16 protein-coding genes are annotated in these 15,867 nt (G+C 65.8%); 3 read left to right on the top strand and 13 right to left on the bottom strand.

Features of this window, described 5'->3' with window-relative positions; genetic code table 11:
- Positions 1–4: 4 nt before the first annotated feature.
- The 3 genes from C5E41_RS24175 to C5E41_RS24165 are packed head-to-tail and all read right to left on the bottom strand — an operon-like array spanning position 5 to position 2,460.
- Positions 5–817 carry an enoyl-CoA hydratase/isomerase family protein gene (locus tag C5E41_RS24175; protein ID WP_104378044.1) on the bottom strand — a complete coding sequence of 271 codons (813 nt, stop codon included), beginning with the start codon at positions 815–817 and terminating at the stop codon, positions 5–7.
- A 32-nt stretch (positions 818–849) separates the two neighbouring features.
- Positions 850–1,659 carry an enoyl-CoA hydratase/isomerase family protein gene (locus C5E41_RS24170; RefSeq protein WP_104378043.1) on the bottom strand — a complete coding sequence of 270 codons (810 nt, stop codon included), beginning with the start codon at positions 1,657–1,659 and terminating at the stop codon, positions 850–852.
- A gap of 39 nt (positions 1,660–1,698) precedes the next feature.
- Entirely contained in the window at positions 1,699–2,460 is a 762-nt protein-coding gene (locus C5E41_RS24165; protein WP_439956481.1) for an enoyl-CoA hydratase/isomerase family protein, read from the bottom strand.
- Between the two features lie 280 nt (positions 2,461–2,740).
- On the opposite strand from C5E41_RS24165, the gene C5E41_RS24160 reads away from it, so the two are divergent.
- Positions 2,741–3,457, top strand: coding sequence for a FadR/GntR family transcriptional regulator (locus C5E41_RS24160; RefSeq protein ID WP_258081216.1), 717 nt, complete (start codon positions 2,741–2,743; stop codon positions 3,455–3,457).
- A 27-nt stretch (positions 3,458–3,484) separates the two neighbouring features.
- Here the strand turns inward: C5E41_RS24160 and C5E41_RS24155 are convergent, their stop codons facing one another.
- From C5E41_RS24155 to C5E41_RS24110, 10 genes are all read right to left on the bottom strand, one after another.
- Positions 3,485–4,534 (bottom strand): LLM class flavin-dependent oxidoreductase, encoded by a 1,050-nt coding sequence (locus C5E41_RS24155; RefSeq protein ID WP_104378040.1) that lies wholly within the window; start codon positions 4,532–4,534, stop codon positions 3,485–3,487.
- Positions 4,535–4,556: 22 nt separating this feature from the next.
- Positions 4,557–5,411, bottom strand: a complete 855-nt coding sequence (gene menB, locus C5E41_RS24150; RefSeq protein WP_439956478.1) for a 1,4-dihydroxy-2-naphthoyl-CoA synthase — start codon at positions 5,409–5,411, stop codon at positions 4,557–4,559.
- A complete protein-coding gene (locus C5E41_RS24145) occupies positions 5,408–6,166 on the bottom strand; it encodes an SDR family NAD(P)-dependent oxidoreductase (protein ID WP_104378039.1) in 759 nt (252 codons plus the stop codon). The genes menB and C5E41_RS24145 overlap by 4 nt, the downstream gene beginning before the upstream one ends.
- A gap of 70 nt (positions 6,167–6,236) precedes the next feature.
- Positions 6,237–7,466, bottom strand: coding sequence for an acetyl-CoA hydrolase/transferase family protein (locus C5E41_RS24140; protein ID WP_104378038.1), 1,230 nt, complete (start codon positions 7,464–7,466; stop codon positions 6,237–6,239).
- On the bottom strand, positions 7,466–8,665 hold the full coding sequence (locus C5E41_RS24135) for a thiolase family protein (RefSeq protein ID WP_104378037.1): 1,200 nt from the start codon (positions 8,663–8,665) through the stop codon (positions 7,466–7,468). Before C5E41_RS24135 ends, C5E41_RS24140 begins: the two co-directional genes overlap by 1 nt.
- Position 8,666: 1 nt before the next feature.
- Positions 8,667–9,461 carry an SDR family NAD(P)-dependent oxidoreductase gene (locus tag C5E41_RS24130; protein ID WP_104378036.1) on the bottom strand — a complete coding sequence of 265 codons (795 nt, stop codon included), beginning with the start codon at positions 9,459–9,461 and terminating at the stop codon, positions 8,667–8,669.
- On the bottom strand, positions 9,461–10,627 hold the full coding sequence (locus tag C5E41_RS24125) for an acyl-CoA dehydrogenase family protein (RefSeq protein WP_104378035.1): 1,167 nt from the start codon (positions 10,625–10,627) through the stop codon (positions 9,461–9,463). Before C5E41_RS24125 ends, C5E41_RS24130 begins: the two co-directional genes overlap by 1 nt.
- A 63-nt stretch (positions 10,628–10,690) precedes the next feature.
- A complete protein-coding gene (locus C5E41_RS24120; protein WP_104378034.1) occupies positions 10,691–11,758 on the bottom strand; it encodes an acyl-CoA dehydrogenase family protein in 1,068 nt (355 codons plus the stop codon).
- Between the two features lie 9 nt (positions 11,759–11,767).
- Positions 11,768–13,720 carry an AMP-binding protein gene (locus C5E41_RS24115; protein WP_104378033.1) on the bottom strand — a complete coding sequence of 651 codons (1,953 nt, stop codon included), beginning with the start codon at positions 13,718–13,720 and terminating at the stop codon, positions 11,768–11,770.
- Positions 13,721–13,733: 13 nt separating this feature from the next.
- Positions 13,734–14,921, bottom strand: a complete 1,188-nt coding sequence (locus tag C5E41_RS24110; protein ID WP_104378032.1) for an acyl-CoA dehydrogenase family protein — start codon at positions 14,919–14,921, stop codon at positions 13,734–13,736.
- 67 nt (positions 14,922–14,988) lie between these two features.
- On the opposite strand from C5E41_RS24110, the gene C5E41_RS24105 reads away from it, so the two are divergent.
- Both C5E41_RS24105 and C5E41_RS24100 read left to right on the top strand, forming a co-directional pair.
- Positions 14,989–15,453 carry an FAS1-like dehydratase domain-containing protein gene (locus C5E41_RS24105; RefSeq protein ID WP_104378031.1) on the top strand — a complete coding sequence of 155 codons (465 nt, stop codon included), beginning with the start codon at positions 14,989–14,991 and terminating at the stop codon, positions 15,451–15,453.
- Complete coding sequence (locus C5E41_RS24100) at positions 15,450–15,866, top strand: MaoC/PaaZ C-terminal domain-containing protein (RefSeq protein ID WP_104378030.1); 417 nt, start codon at positions 15,450–15,452, stop codon at positions 15,864–15,866. The genes C5E41_RS24105 and C5E41_RS24100 overlap by 4 nt, the downstream gene beginning before the upstream one ends.
- Position 15,867: the final 1 nt, after the last annotated feature.

Raw genomic sequence — 15,867 nt, 5'->3', positions numbered from 1 at the left:
GCGCTCACCGTCCGGAGAACTGTGGCGCGCGCTTCTCCTTGAAGGCCGCCAGCGCTTCGGGCATATCGTCGGTCCGGGTGAGTAACGCTTGCCCGCGGTTCTCGAGTTCGAGAGCTGCCTCGTAGGAACCGATTTCGATATTGCGCTGGATCGCACGCTTGGACATGCGCACACCGCCGGGTGAGTTCTGCGCGATCTGGCGAGCCATGGTGAGCGCTTCGTCGAGTAGCCGTTCCGAGGGAAAGACGTGGTTCACCAGGCCGATACGCAACGCTTCGTCCGCTTCGACGATCCGTGCGGTGTAGCCGATCTCGGCCGCTCGCGCCGGACCGACCAGTCGCGCGAGATTGAACGAGGTACCGAGTTCGCCGATCGACAGGCCGACCTTCACGAACGCCGCGCTCATCTTGACCGTCGGTGCCGCCAGGCGGATATCGGCGGCGAGCGCCAGGGCCAGGCCGCCGCCCGTCGCCGGCCCGTGGATGGCGGCGATGACCGGGAACGGCAGATGGCGGATGGATTGGATTCCGCCGGTGGCGGTTTCCTGGAATTTCAGAAACTCCCGGACGCCCATCTGGGTGATCACATGAATTTCGTTCAGGTCGAATCCGGCGCAGAAGGCGCGCTCACCCGCACCCGTGAGAATGAGCGCGCGCAAGCCGCTGTCGCGCAGGGCTCGCCCGGCCGCGAGGTGTTCGTGGAACATCGTCACGGTTTGCGAGTTCATCCGCTCGGGCCGGTTGATTCGCAGGATGCCGATGCCGGGCTCGGCCTCCTCGAAGGTCAGCGTCTGCAGATCGGGAAAAGCAATGGTCATTGTCGGGCCTCGCCTCGTGTCGTCCAGCTGTGCTATTTGCCCTCGAAGACGGGCGCTCGTTTTTCCTTGAAGGCGTTGAGCGCCTCCGTCATATCCGGACTGCGAGTCAACAGCGCCTGCCCCCGGTTCTCGAGCTCGATAGCCGCGGCATAAGACCCGACCTCGAGGTTGGCTTGCAGAGCTCGCTTGGACAACTGCACGCCGCCCGGCGAATTCGCGACGATCAGTTCGGCCAGGGCGAGCGAGTCGGCGAGCACGTCGTCGGTGCTCACCGAGTTCACCAGGCCCAGTTCGCCGGCCTCGGCCGCCGCGACAACCCGTCCGGTGAAACAGATCTCACTGGTCTTCGCCGGCCCGATCAGCCTGGTGAGCAGCCAGGACGTGCCCAGGTCACCAGCGGACAGTCCGATTCGGGCGAAGGCGGCGTTGAACTTGGCCGCCGGTCCGGCCAGCCGGATGTCGGCGGCCAGCGCCAGCGCCAGACCGCCTCCAGCGGCGGGCCCGTTCACGGCGGCGATCACCGGAACGCGCAGCGAGCGAATGGCGGTGAGTGAGCGTGCGGCGCGCTCCTGCTGATCCAGCATGCCCAGAGCTCCCAGGCTGGGGAGCTCGTCGGCATCGGCGAGGTCGTATCCGGAACAGAACGCCTTGCCCGCACCGGTCAAGATGACCACGCGGCACTCGTCTTCGGTCTCGAGCCCCCAGGCGAGGCGCTCGAGTTCGACGAACATGGTGTTGGTCATCGCGTTGTAGCGCTCGGGGCGATTCAGCGTGACCACCACGATGCCAGGTTTCACCTCCTCGGCGAGGAGGGTTTCGAAACATTCTTCCAGGGTCTTCATCTGCACTCCTCGCGCGAGCGGGTCAGGGGTGGGGTGGGTCTACCGGAACCGCGGTGCACGCTTCTCGACGAAGGCGGTGATGCCTTCGGCGGCCTCACCGTCCTCGAACAACGCTTGGATCTGATCGACCTCGTAACGGGCTCCTTGAACGAGCGGCAGGTCGAATGCCGCGTCGACAGTGCGTACGACAGACAGCTGAGCGGGCAGCGAAGGGCCGAGCAGTTCACGCGCGAATACCAGCGCGGCCTCCGTCGCGTCGCCCGCGGTCAGGCGGTCCACCAGACCGATTCGGTACGCCTCCTGCGCGTCCACCTGCCGGGCGGTCAGCATGATGTCCAGCGCTCGCCCCCTTCCGACCAGGCGCGGGAGTCGCTGCGTGCCGCCTGCGCCCGGAATCAACCCGAGTTTGACCTCCGGCAGCCCGAACTTCCCGCCGGGCCCGGCCACTCGCAGGGTGGCTGCCATCGCCAACTCGAGACCGCCACCCAGCGCGACGCCGTCCACGGCCGCGATCGAAAGCCAGGGCGCCGCGGCGAGGCGATCGTTGACCGCACGCATGCGGTCACCGTATGCCGTGAAGGTCTCGGCATCGATCGTCGAGAGGTGTTTGATGTCGGCCCCGGCCGCGAAGAACCCCGGCAGGGCGGACCCGATCACCATCACCTTCACGTCGCCGGCCTTCTCGGCGGCGTCCATCGCCCGATGCATCCCGTCGAGCAGCGGCAATCCCAGCGCGTTGGCAGGTGGCCGCCGCAACGTCACCGCCGCGATTCCGGGTTCCACCACTTTCCAGGTCACCACATCCTGCGCCCGCTCTGTCACGTCGTCCTCGCATTCGCCCGACTCGTCAACACCGCCGTGGCCCGACTTCCTCACCTTGGAAGCTATCCAGCCCGCAGCGCAAAGTCAACCATTATTTTGGTATGACCATACTACAGGTGGGTTGCGGGGCGCTCCGAACTCGCATGGCAGGACGTTTTGCTGATAGATTAGGTACGACCAAATACGCAGAAAGCAGGTAACAATGCCCGAGTCGCCCTCGTCTAGCACGGTTGCGCGACACCCGGTCCGGCTGCAGCCGATGCAGGTGCCCAAGGCGTCGGACGTTCTCGCCAATGACCTGCGCGAACGGATCCTGCGTGGCGAGTTCCCCTCCGGTACCGCGTTACCGCCGGAGCGCGAGTTGGTCACTCAGACGCAGATGAGCCGGACCACGGTCCGCGAAGCTCTCCGGATTCTCGAGGTTCAGGGCCTGGTCGTCATCAAGACCGGCCGCTCCGGCGGCGCGTTCGTGCAACAGCCCGGCGGCGCCTCGGTCGCGTCGTCGGTGAGTCTGCTCATCCGGGGCCAGCAGTTGCGATTGACCGACCTGCTGGAGACACGCGAGGCTATCGAGCCCGCATGCGCGGCGCTGGCGGCGAAATACCGTACCGATGACGATCTGGCCGCGCTCGATGCCGTCAACAAAAAACTCGGCGATCTCGACATCCCCCTCGAGGAGTTCCTGCAGGCCAACGTCGATTGGCACGTCGCGGTGGCGGTCGCCAGTCACAACGAATTGTTGACCGGTTTCATGACAGCGCTGTCGAACGCGATCTACAACTCGACCGAGAACACGGCGTTCGTCAATGACGAGGTGCGTAAAACGACCTACCGGGCGCACAAGACGGTCACCGACGCCATCCGCGCCGGCGACCCGACAGCCGCGACGCGACGGATGACCAAGCACGTGCACGGTTACGCCGAAGCTGTCGTCCAGGTCGAGGAGCGGACCGAAATCGAGCTGCGCGAAGCCTGAGAGCCGGAGCCTCACGCAGCTCGGGCCTCACGCCCCGCCTGTGTTCGCCAGATGCATTCGCAGGCCGGCCAGGATCTCGGTGTTGATCGCGCGAGTTTCCTGATCGCTGAGCCCCCAAGGCGGAGCGACCAGGTCGAGATGGTCGAAGCCGTCCGGCAGCGCCGCCAGCGCCGCCGGAAATTCGGACGGACTACAGGCTATCGCGATGGCGTCGATCATCTCGTCGGTCACGGCGTTGATCAACGCCTCGTTGTCGCGCTCTCGAGCCGCTCGGCGGATCTTTTCCTGCGCCGCGCTCCAACCGTGCAGGGCGAACAGCCGGTCGTAGACTCTCGACGCGGCGTACTGGCCGATGGCGTAGGCCGCCTGGCGCCGCGCCAGGCCGACATCGTCATTGATCGCGCACATCCGGATGCCCATGATGGTCACCTCGCGCGGATCGCGACCGGATTTCGCCGCGCCGGTAGCGATTTCGTCCGCGACGGGTCCGCGAACGTACTCGGCGGTGAACATCGGGTGACCGACGAGACCGTCGGCGAGTTCGCCCGCCGTTCGAAGCATCAGCTTGTTCACCCCGGCGATCCAGATCGGTATTTCGGGCCGGATCGGTTCCGGCACATCTGATGTCGGTGAAATGTGCACATGGTAGAACTGCCCGTCGTGGTGGACCGGCCTTTCGTGCAGGTGCCACAATGCCTTGAGCACGGTGAGAAGTTCGGCCATCCGCGCGGCGGGCGCCTCGCCGGGCACACCGTGCCAGGCTTCCATCATCTTCGGCGTGCCGTTGCCGATTCCGAGAATGATTCGGCCACCGGACAATTCATCGAGGTCACGCGCTTCGGCGGCCCACATCAGGGGGCTGCGTCCGACTCCGTAGGCGATATTGGAGCCGATGCCGATCGTGCTGGTGCCGACGGCCAGCGCAGCCATCGGCACGGTGGCCGAGCGGCTGTAGAGCTCGCTCGTCCATACCGCTGCACAGCCGATTTTCTCTGCCTCACGCGCGAATTCGGTCATTGTCGCGAACCGGTCGGGTCCGCGGCCGACGCCGAAGGCGTTGACCCCGAATGTGCTCATCTCGGTGTTTCCTTCCGATATATCAGGCCCGGCGCGGAAACCGCTCGAACTCGGGTCGCCGCTTGGCTTTGAAGGCTTCTCGCCCTTCTTTGGCCTCTTCGGTGGCGTAGAACAGCAGATTCGTATCGTGCGCGAGCTGTTGAATTCCGGCCAAACCGTCTTCGGCGGCGTGAAAACTGGCTTTCATCAGGCGCAGCGCCATCGGCGACAGTTCCATCATTCGCCGGCACCACGCGAGCGTCTCCGTCTCGAGGTCGGCGAGGGGTACCACGGTATTGACCAGGCCCATCTCCAGCGCCTCGGTGGCGTCGTATTGGCGGCAGAGGAACCAGATCTCCTTGGCCTTGCGCACGCCGACCATATCGGCCAGCAGACCGGCGCCGAACCCACCGTCGAATGAACCGACCTTCGGCCCGACCTGACCCAGTCGAGCGTTGTCGGCGGCGATCGTGAGATCGCAGACGATCTGCAGGACATGCCCCCCGCCCACGGCGTAACCGGCGACCATCGCGACGACCGGTTTGGGCAGGCGACGAATCTGGACCTGCAGGTCGGTCACGTGAAAGCGGCCCACCGCACCCGGATTGTCCGGGTCAGTCAGATAGCCCGTATCGCCACGGACTCGCTGGTCGCCGCCCGAGCAGAAGGCCTTGTCGCCCTCACCGGTCAGCACGATGACGCCGATGGACGGGTCTTCACGCGCGTGGGTGAGGGCGTCGGCGATTTCGATCAGGGTCTGCGGCCGGAAGGCGTTGTGCACCTCCGGCCGGCAGATGGTGATCTTGGCGATGCCGTCTGCCGTGCGGGAGTAGTCGACGTCCTCGTATCGCCGGACGGTCGACCACTCCCCCGAATTGTCGTCCACCGCGTTGCTCACGCCATGGTCAGGCCGCCACTGACCGACAGGGTCTGGCCGGTGATATAACCGGTCTCGTCCGAAGCGAAGAATGCGACGGCCGCGGCGATATCGGACGGCAGCGCCAGCCGCTTCATCGGGACCGCGCGGGTCATGCCGCCGAGTACCTTGTCGGCGTCCTGGCCGGAGTTGTTCGCGAACTTGCGCAGCGCCGGGGTGTCGGTCGGTCCGGGGCAGACAGTATTGACGGTGACGCCCTTGGTGGCGACCTCACGCGCGAGGGTCTTGGTGAACGCGATGATGCCGCCCTTGGCTCCCGAATAGACGGCCTCGAGCGAGGACCCGACACGGCCGGCATCCGAACCGATATTGATGACACGGCCGAAGCCGCGCTCGATCATGCCCGGCACCACGGTGTGGTTGACGCGCAGCGCACCCTTGAAGTTGATATCGAGGATCTTGTCCCAGAACGCTTCGTCGGTGTCGAGGAACCTCATGAAGTCGTCCCAGCCGGCATTGTTGACCGCGATCTCGACCGGACCGAAGCTCTCGGTCACCTGCGCGACCGCGGCCCGCACCGACTCGGTGTCGGTGACATCGATCGGCACGGCGATCGCCTGCCCGCCGGCGGCGACGATTTCCTTCGCGGTCTGCTGTGCCACTTCGTGATTCAGATCGGCGACGGCGACCCTGAAGCCGGCCTCGCCGAGTTTGCGCGAGATACCCTCGCCGATTCCCTGGGCGCCGCCGGTGACGAGCGCTACGCGATTGCTCATGAAGGTCGATTCCTTTCGGTAACAGTGTGTTTGGGTAACAGCGTGTTTCGATGACAGGTGGTCGATGACGTCAGGATGCGAGCCGGGTCGCGCTCGCGAGTTCGTCGCGGAACTCCGGAGCCGCGACGTCGATCAGACGGCGGCGACGCTCGGCCAGCGGTTGGCCTCGCAGATGCGCGACGCCGTGTTCGGTGACCACGCAGTCGACATCGGCGCGTGCGGTGGTGACCACGCCTTCGTCCAGGCCGAATTTGATGGACGACCGTCCACGCATGGTCGATCGGAGTGCGATGATCGATCGCTTTCCCGTCAGCGCGGCGGCACGGGCAAAATCCACTTGGCCACCCACTGCACCCAGGTAGGTGCCTCTGCTCATCTCCGCGCCCACCTGCCCGGTCAGGTCCACTTCGATCGCGAAGTTCACCGCCACGAGCGAGTCCAGGCTCGAAAGCACTTGTGGTGCATGGGTGTAGCTGGTCGGCCGGAACAACACCGGGAGTTCGGCGATCCGGGAATACATATCGGCCGATCCCAATGCGGTTCCGGCGACAGAGAATCCGGCGTCGATCTTTTTTCTGTCCCCGGTGATCACGCCCTTGTCGATGAGCGCCAGCACGCCGTCGGTGATCATGCCCGTATGCACGCCGAGGTCGCGGTGCCCGGCGAGCGCGTCGAACACCGCCGCACCCAGGGAACCGATGCCGACCTGCAGTGTGTCGCCGTCGTCGATCAATTCGGCGATATGACCGGCGATGACTCGGTCGCTGTCGCTCGCCGGGCGGCGCGCTTCCTGCTGTAGTGGCCGGTCGGTGTCCATGGTGGCGGCGAAGCGGCTCAACGGGATTCGCGGGGAGCCGGGGACGGCAGGCATCTGTTTGTTGATCTCCGCGAACAGCAGCGGCGTGTGGGCGATCGCGTCGGCCATGTAGTCGACGCCGATTCCCAGCGAACACATACCGTCCCGGTCCGGCGGGGCTACCTGCACCAGTCCGGCGTCGCACGGCAGCCGGTGCTCGGCGAACATCCGGGGCAGCGCCGAGTAGTGGCACGGCACGACCTCGAGCTGGTCGGTGGCGCCGAGCTCGCGCAGGGCGCCCAGTCCGCCGTAGGAGACCATCGTGTCGGTCGGTGACATCGATTGCGCCAGTTGGTCGTTCCAGCTCAATCCGGTGAACAGCCGAAGTGGCCCGAGGCCGGGGGCCTGCGCGAGCAGCCGGTCGACGAGCGGGCGCGGCTCGGCGGCGGCCTGGCTCCACCAGACTCCCATCCCCGGTTTCAGTAGCCCGCCGAAATCGAGCATCAGTTCTCCCGCTCGATGAGTGTGCCCGTACCGAGCCCACCACCGCAGCACATGGTGACCAGGCCGAGGTGACTGTCACGGCGTTCCATCTCGGCGAGAATCGTCGCGATCAGCCGGGATCCGGTGGCGCCCACCGCATGTCCCAATGCGATCGCTCCACCGTTGACGTTGACACGGTCCAGATCGGGCTTCAGTTCGCGTTGCCAGGCGAGCACGACGGAGGAGAACGCCTCGTTCACCTCGAACAGGTCGATATCGGCGACGGTGAGACGATTGCGCTCCAGTAGTTTGTGCGTCGCCGGTATCGGGCCGGTGAGCATGATGATCGGATCGACGCCCACCGTGGTCTGATCCGCGATCCGCGCGCGAATCCGCAGACCGTGCCGCTCGGCAGCCTCGCGCGTGCACAGCAGCACCGCGGCGGCGCTGTCGCAGATGGGGCTCGAGGTGCCGGCGGTGATCCGTCCGTTCTCGGGACGGAAGACCGGCTTCAGCTTTCCCAGAGTGTGGAGTGTGGTCCCCGGCCGGACGGTCTGGTCGCCGGTGCGAACCTCCCCGTCGAGTTCCCATGTCACCATCTCCTCGTCGAAACGACCGGCGGCGATGGCCTCGGCTGCGAGGGTATGGGATCGCACGGCGAATTCGTCCATCTCCGTTCGCGAGATGTCCCAGCGGTCGGCGATCAGTTCCGCGCTCTCGCCCTGAGTCACGAAGTCGTAGCGCTCGCGCAGTGCGGGCGGCCACGGGTCGCCGTAGAGTTCGCTGATCTTGGCCGGCGAGTTCATCGGCACATGGCCCATGTGTTCGACGCCGCCCGCGATGACGAGGTCGTGCACGCCCGAAGATACGAGCGCCGCAGCGAAATTCACCGCGGTCTGGGCCGAGCCGCATCGGCGATCAAGCGTCGTCGCCGGCACCTCGGCCGGATAGCCGGCCTGCAACCATGCGTTGCGTCCGATATTGCGGGATTGCTCGCCGAACGGCGCCGTGCATCCGATGACGAGGTCTTCGACCACACCCGGGTCGATTCCCGTGCGTCCGATCAGGTCCTGGTAGCAGGACGCCAGCATCGCGTTGGGGTGGATATCGCGGAACCATCCCTTCTCGGGATGTGATTTGCCGATCGGTGTGCGCACCGCCTCGACGATGACGACCTCACGGCCCGAGGTCGCGAACGGTCCCGATACTCGTGTGCTCATCTCAGATCACCGTCCCGCCGTCGACCGGCAGCACCTGGCCGGTGATGTAGCCGGCGGCCCCGGAGGCCAGGAACACGAAGGTGGGCGCGATCTCGTCCGGATATGCCCAGCGCCCCAAGGGGATTCGCGCCAGGGTCTTCGCGGCGAGTTTCTCGTTGCTCCGGATGTTCTCGGTCATCGCGGTGGCCGCTAGCGGCGCCACCGCGTTCACGGTGATCGACCGCTTGGCCAGCTCACGGGCCAGCGACTTGGTGAGCCCGATGATGGCCGCCTTGGCGGCACCGTAGTTCGCCTGCCCGATCGTGCCGACCAGACCGGCCGCCGAGGTCACATTGATGATGCGCCCGGTGCCGTCGTCGGCGAGATGGTCGAGGGCGGCGTGGCTGCAGTGGTAGCTCCCCATGAGGTGGGTGTCGAGCACCTTGCGGAAGCGGGCCTCGTCCATCTTGGGAAACATCGCGGGAGCGATCACGCCGGCATTGTTCACCAGGATGTTGAGCTTGCCGTTACCCAGACGGGCCGCGGCGGCCACCGCGTCGCGGGCGTTGTCACCGTCGCAGACGTCCAGCGTGAACGGTTCCGCGATGCCGCCGGCCTTCGTGATGCGCTCGCTCACCGCGGTGGCCGCGTCCTTGTTGATGTCGGTCACCAGGACCGAGGCTCCCGCCGCCGCGAATGCCTCGGCGACGGCGGCTCCGACACCGCCGCCGGCACCCGTCACCAGCGCGGTACGCCCGTCGAGGCCGAAGACGCGCAGGCCGGCGGGGATCGCGATCTCAGCTGTGTTGTCGGTCATCAGTAGCTCCTCGGGAGGCCGAGTACGTGGGAGCCGAGGAAGTTCAGAATCATTTCCTGGCTGATGGGTGCAATGCGGGTCAGCCGCGCTTCGCGGAAGTATCGGGAGACGTTGTATTCCTCGGAATAGCCCATACCGCCGTGGGTTTGCAGAGCCCGGTCGGCGGCCTCGAAACCCGCGTCGGCGCACAGGTATTTGGCGGTGTTCGCCTCGCGGCCACACGATTTGCCGTTGTCGTAGAGCCAGGTGGCCTTGCGCAGCATCAATTCGGCGGCGTCGAGCCGGGCCAGCGAATCCGCGAGGGGAAATTGGATGCCCTGGTTCTTGCCGATCTGGCGGCCGAAGACCTCACGGTCGTTGCCGTATCGCACACCCGCACGTAGAGCGGCACGACCGATACCGAGCGCCTCGGCCGCAACCAGCATCCGTTCGGGATTGAGGCCGTCGAGGATGTAGGTGAAGCCCTTTCCCTCTTCGCCGACGCGGTCCTCGACCGGAATCTCGAGATTGTCGATGAACAACTCGTTCGAGGTCACCGCGTTACGTCCCATCTTCTTGATGGGACGAATATCGACCCTCTCGCGATCGAGGTCGGTGAGGAACAACGTCATGCCGTCGGTTTTGCGCGGTGAGTCCTCGAACTTCTGGGTGCGGGTCAGCAGCAGGATCTTCTCCGACTCGACCGCCTTGGAAATCCAGACCTTACGGCCGTTGACGATGTACTTGTCACCCTCGCGCCGGGCGAAGGTCGTGATTTTCGTGGTGTCCAGGCCCGCACCCGGCTCGGTGACACCGAAGCACACGTGCAGGTCGCCGCTGACGATGCGAGGCAGCGTGCGCTGCTTGAGCTCCTCACTGCCGTGCACGATCACCGGGTGCATGCCGAAGATCGACAGGTGCATCGAGCTGGCGCCGTTCATGCCGGCCCCGGAGGCGGCCACCTGTTCGAGCAGGATCGACGCCTCGGTGATGCCGTAACCGTGGCCGCCGTACTCCTCGGGCGTGGTGATTCCCAGCCAGCCGCCCTGGGCGAACGCGTTGTAGAACTCCGTCGGGAATTCGTGCTTCTCGTCCTTCTCCTGCCAGTACTGATCGTCGAACTTGGCCGCCAGTTCGGCGACCGCGTCACGAATCGTGACCTGGTCCTCTGTCAGTTCGAAATCCACACCCGTACTCCATCCATCTACTAAGGCAACTATAACAATGGACTGACCAAAAAGCCGAGGGGTTCAGTCCTGCCGAACCGGCTCGTCGAGCAGCGCCGCCGCGATTCGCTCGTTCCATACCGCCGGCGGGCCGAACATCGTCCGGTCGAGTTTGGCGCGCTTGTAGAACAGGTGCAGATCGTGCTCCCAGGTGTAGCCGATCGCGCCGTGCACGGTGAGCGCCGATTCCGCGAGGTCGGCGACTGCCGCGGTCACCTGCGCCTTGGCGACCGCAGCGGTGAGCGCCGCATCATCGACCCCGGCCTCCACCGCGGCCGCGGCATACAGCGCTGTCGAGTACGACGCTTCCACTGTGACCAGCATCTGCGCAGCCGCATGCTTGACTGCCTGGAAGGACCCGATGAACTGACCGAATTGCTTGCGCTGCTTGCTGTATTCGACGGCGAGCTCGAGCATCCGCTCGGCACTGCCCAGCGCATCGGCGGCCATCAGCACACCCGCCAGGGCCGTCGAACGCGCCAGCGACGACTCGTCGGCCGGCACGACGTCGAGGGCTGGTGCGGAAGTGAACTCGATGGTCCCCGTGCTTCGCGAGCGGTCCAGCAGTCGGTCTGCCTCGATGACGGCGTCCGACGCCGAAACTCGTGCCAGTCCGGTACCTTGCGGCCCGGCGACCGGCACGACGAAGACGTCGGCCGCGAGCGTCCCGACGACATGGCGGACAGTTCCGGTGAGCCGCCCGTCTTGCACGGGAAGCGGATCCCACGCCGGTACCCGGTCGGCACGGATTGCCGGGGCGAACCGCTTCGCGCCCGAAAGCTGATCGGCCAGCTCCGCCTCGGTGAGCAGCGGCGCGACCAGTGCCGCCGCCAGCCACCGCGAGTCGGGCACCGCGGATCGGCCGAATTCCCTTGCCGCCAAGGCCAACTCGAGGACGCCGCCACCTTGGCCCGCGACGCGCTCGGGGTAGCCGACTCCCCACCAACCCTCTTTGATCAGTGATTCGGTGAAGAGGTCGGCGTCCTCGCCGGACTGTAGTTTCCGGACGACGTCGGTCGGAAATTTCGCGGTGATCCACTCACGCAGGGATGCGGCGAACAGTTCCTGTTCCTCGGACAGTTCCCAATGCATCGCGTCTCCTCAGCTCGTACTCGTGCGATGCACGACATCTCGGATGGCGTCCACGGCCTCGGGATTCTCCGCACCAGACAGATCGCCGGGGTCGGTTCCGATGGCGGCGGCACGCACGGCGCGCCGCAGGATCTTGGCGGACCGGGTCTTCGGCAGAGCGTCGACGGTCCACACCTTCGCCGGGGCGAAAGGTTTTCCGACGCCGTCGGCTACCAGCTTGCGCAGCTCGTCGGACACCCCTGCGGTGTCGGCACCTTTTCGCGGGACCCAGAACGCCCACACGCATTCGCCCTTCTTCGGGTCCGGAATACCGACTGCCGCCGCCTCCGCGACGGCGGGGTGCGTCGTCAGCACCGACTCGACCTCGGCCGGCGCCAGCCGTTTACCCGCGACATTCATCACGTCGTCGGACCGGCCGAGGATGTACCACTGGCCGTCGTCGTCCACGCGGGCGTAGTCGCCGTGGCACCAGATCCCAGGGAAGGTGGACCAATAAGATTCGAGGTAGCGTTCCCGGTCGCGCCATACGCCGCGGGTCATGGCCGGCCACGGTTGCCGGCACACGAGTTCACCGATGCTGCCGCGCAACGACTTCCCGCTGTCGTCGACAACGTCGACATCCATTCCCAGCGACGGTCCGCCGAGCGAGCAACTCGGAATCGGCTCCACCGGGTAAGGCGCGAGGAACGAGCCACCGACCTCGGTGCCGCCGGAGAAATTGATCACCGGAATCCGGCCGCCGAAAACGGTGTCGGCAAGCCAGTCGTAGGAATCGGGATCCCAGGGCTCGCCAGTGGATCCGAGGACATGCACCGAACTCAGGTCGCGGGTCGCTATATCAGCCGAAGGCGTCGACTTGAGCGCCCGGATCAGAGTCGGCGAGACGCCGAGCATCGTGATCTTGTGCCGCTGCACCAGATCCCACAACCGGCAGGTGTCCGGAACATCCGGCGAACCTTCATAGAGCAGAAGCGTGGCACCGTTGGCATGGGTGCCGAATGCCGCCAGCGGGCCCATTACCCAGCCCATGTCGGTGATCCAGCAGAAGGTGTCGCCTTCGTTGATATCGAAGGAGTAGGCGACCTCGGTCGCGACCTTGATCGTGAACCCGGCATGGGTGTGCACCGCGCCCTTGGGCTTGCCGGTCGTACCCGAGGTGTAACCGAGCATCAAGGTCTGCATGGCCGGGAACGGACGGAAATCGTATGCCGCGGCCGCCGAGTCGACCAGCGAGCTCCATCGCGTCACAGCGACATCCAGATCGGCGAAATCTGCCGCGCCACCGACATTTTCGACAGTGACGACCGAGCGCACGGAAGGTGTCTGTGCGAGCGCCTTGGCCAGCTCGTCCGCCATGGCGACCTTGCGGCCGCGGCGAATCGTGCCATCCGCGACGACGACCGCCTTGACCTCGGCGTCGTTCAGGCGCGAGGCGATAGCGGGAGCGGCGAAGCCGGAGAACAACGGAACGATGATCGCCCCGATCCCCGCCGCCGCGTAGCACGCGACTACGGCCTCCGGGATCATCGGCAGGTAGATCGCCACCGCGTCGCCTGCACCGATTCCCAGTTCGACCAGACCGGTCGCTACCCGGCCGACCTGTTCGGCGAGTTCGCCGTAGGTGAGCGCGTGGACCGACTGATCCTCGGCCTCGTGGACGATCGCCGGGCGGTCGGCGCTGTCGGAGAGCCAGCGAGTGATGCAGGCGTCGACCGCATTGAAGGTGCCGCCGACGAACCAATCCGGGAATTCGACGCCGTGCGACAGGTCGAGAACCGATTCGTACGGCGTCGCGAACGGGATACCGAGGTCGGTCACCGCCGCATCCCAGTACCACGGCACATCGGCGGTCGAACGCTGCCGCAATTCGTCGATCGAATCGATGCCGTGGGCACGCGCCAACCGCAAGACATTCGCCTGCTCGATGTAGTCCGGTGTCGGATTCCACACGTAGCTGCTCATCGTGCTGCCTTTCTCAACCGCGGGGCATTCCGAGCACGCGCTCGGCAGCGATGTTGCGTTGGATGAAGGTCGATCCGCCGGCAATGGCCGTGCCGCGCGCCTGGTAGGCGAGCCGCAACCAGCGCTGCTGATCCGCGTCCGCGCTCTCGCCATCCTCGGCCAGACCGAATTGCCCCCCGAATTCGGTCATTTCGAGGCCGAAGTCCGCAATGTCTTCGACCAGCGGGCAGAAATACAACTTGCCGATCGAGGTGACCGGGCCCGGTGGTTGCCCGGACGCGGCACCGGTGATGACCCGTTGCCCGATGAGGTAGTGCGTGAGGGCGCGGCCGTAGAGATCGGCGATACGGTCGCGGATTTCGGGCTTGCCGCTCAACGGGTTGCCCTCATCGTCGGTCTTGCGCTTGACCTGTTCGATGAGATCTCTGACCGCACCGGTGGTGTTCACCCGGCCGGTCGCGATACCGACGCGCTCGAATGCCAGCGTGCCCATCGCGACCTTCCAGCCGCCGTCGACCTCGCCCACCACGGCGCTGTCAGGCAGAAAGACATCGTCGAGGAACACCTCGTTGAACTCGGCCTCGCCGAGCATGTGCGCCAGCGGGCGCACCGTCACACCCTGCGACGACATCGGCAGCAGGAAGTAGGTGATGCCCTTGTGCCGATCACCGCCGCCGGTGCGCGCCAGCAGGATCGCGTTGTCGGCGATCTGCGCGCGGGAGGTCCAGATCTTCTGGCCCTGGATTCGCCAGCCGCCGTCGACCTTGGTCGCCTTGGTACGCAGCGACGCGAGGTCGGATCCGGATTCGGGCTCAGAGAACAGCTGGCACCAGATCTCCTCCCCCTTCAGGATCGGCTCCAGATACCGCTGCTTCTGCTCGTCGTTGCCGTAGGCCACGATGGTCGGGCCGGCGAAATCATCCCCGATGATGTTCAGCCGCTCCGGCGCACCCGCACGATCCATCTCCTCGTTGAAAATGGCTTTGATCTTGGCATCGGCGCCCGCGCCACCGAATTCGGCAGGCCATGACAAGCCGGCGAGGCCGGCCTCGAACAGCTTGCGCTGCCAGACCGACCAGAAGGCGCGCTTGTCCTCCAGTCGTGCCGGTTCCGGCCACGGCAGACCCGGCAGTGTCTCGGTCAGCCAGTCACGAATGCGCGTTCGGAATCGCGCCTCGTCCGGCGAATCGCTCAGATCCATCTGAACCTCCACGTGTTTACGGACCAACGTTACAATAGGTCAGACCAAAAAATCCAGGGAGGTACCCATGACGAGCCCCTCGGCTCGGGAACTACCGGCCGGCACCGTCCTCGACGTCGTGTCGTTCGAGGTAGAGGCAGGCAAGATCAGGGAATTCGCTATCGCGACACATGCGCTCGACCCGGTTTATACCGACCGGGCGGCTGCGGCCGCCGCAGGATTCCCGAATCTGCCGGCGACCCCGACCCATGTGGTCGTCGCCGGCCATCACCGGAATCAGCAAGAGTTCGTGCGCGCGCTCGGCCTCGCCATCGAGCGCGTGGTCGTGGGCTCGGTCGAGTGGCACTACACTCGCCTGCCCGTCACCGGCGACAGCCTCACCGGAACGCGGCGCGTCGTCGACGACACCGTGAAAGAGGGCAAACGCGGCGGGACGATGCGATTGGTCACCCTCGAAACCGTGTGGGCCGACAGTTCGGGCGGCACAGTCGTCACCCAACGCGAAGTTCTGATCGAAAGGGACGCACGATGACCCGAACCCCGGTCACCCTCACCTCGGGCCAGCAACTCGCACCCCGGCACATCGGGCCGATCACCCAGACCGACATCGTCCGATTCGCCGGCGCGGGTGGAGATTTCAACCCGCTGCACCACGACCCCGACTACGCGATCCGAGCCGGACTGCCCGGTGTCATCTCGATGGGCCAGATGCAGGCGGGCATGCTCGCCGCCTGGGTGGCCGACCTCGTACATGTGGAAAATCTGATGTCGTACTCGGTGCGATTCGCCTCGCCACTGCGCATCGGGGAGACACTCGAACTCGGCGGCCGAGTCGAATCGGTGGATTCGGCGACCGGCACCGCGGCACTGTCATTGGAAGCGAAATCCGCCGGTCGAGTGGTGATATCCGGCGTCGCGCAGGTGCGAATTTCGATGTCGCAGTAGA

It is taken from the genome of Nocardia nova (assembly GCF_002933465.1).
Classification (GTDB): domain Bacteria; phylum Actinomycetota; class Actinomycetes; order Mycobacteriales; family Mycobacteriaceae; genus Nocardia; species Nocardia nova_B.
This window is presented reverse-complemented; position numbering and strand designations above follow the sequence as displayed.

Bases quoted from the DNA above. Each gene is read 5' to 3' on its own strand.
- C5E41_RS24175 (WP_104378044.1), bottom strand. From the start codon at position 817: ATGACCATTGCTTTTCCCGATCTGCAGACGCTGACCTTCGAGGAGGCC.
- C5E41_RS24170 (WP_104378043.1), bottom strand. From the start codon at position 1,659: ATGAAGACCCTGGAAGAATGTTTCGAAACCCTCCTCGCCGAGGAGGTG.
- C5E41_RS24160 (WP_258081216.1), top strand. From the start codon at position 2,741: ATGCAGGTGCCCAAGGCGTCGGACGTTCTCGCCAATGACCTGCGCGAA.
- C5E41_RS24155 (WP_104378040.1), bottom strand. From the start codon at position 4,534: ATGAGCACATTCGGGGTCAACGCCTTCGGCGTCGGCCGCGGACCCGAC.
- C5E41_RS24145 (WP_104378039.1), bottom strand. From the start codon at position 6,166: ATGAGCAATCGCGTAGCGCTCGTCACCGGCGGCGCCCAGGGAATCGGC.
- C5E41_RS24140 (WP_104378038.1), bottom strand. From the start codon at position 7,466: ATGCTCGATTTCGGCGGGCTACTGAAACCGGGGATGGGAGTCTGGTGG.
- C5E41_RS24135 (WP_104378037.1), bottom strand. From the start codon at position 8,665: ATGAGCACACGAGTATCGGGACCGTTCGCGACCTCGGGCCGTGAGGTC.
- C5E41_RS24130 (WP_104378036.1), bottom strand. From the start codon at position 9,461: ATGACCGACAACACAGCTGAGATCGCGATCCCCGCCGGCCTGCGCGTC.
- C5E41_RS24120 (WP_104378034.1), bottom strand. From the start codon at position 11,758: ATGCATTGGGAACTGTCCGAGGAACAGGAACTGTTCGCCGCATCCCTG.
- C5E41_RS24115 (WP_104378033.1), bottom strand. From the start codon at position 13,720: ATGAGCAGCTACGTGTGGAATCCGACACCGGACTACATCGAGCAGGCG.
- C5E41_RS24110 (WP_104378032.1), bottom strand. From the start codon at position 14,921: ATGGATCTGAGCGATTCGCCGGACGAGGCGCGATTCCGAACGCGCATT.
- C5E41_RS24105 (WP_104378031.1), top strand. From the start codon at position 14,989: ATGACGAGCCCCTCGGCTCGGGAACTACCGGCCGGCACCGTCCTCGAC.
- C5E41_RS24100 (WP_104378030.1), top strand. From the start codon at position 15,450: ATGACCCGAACCCCGGTCACCCTCACCTCGGGCCAGCAACTCGCACCC.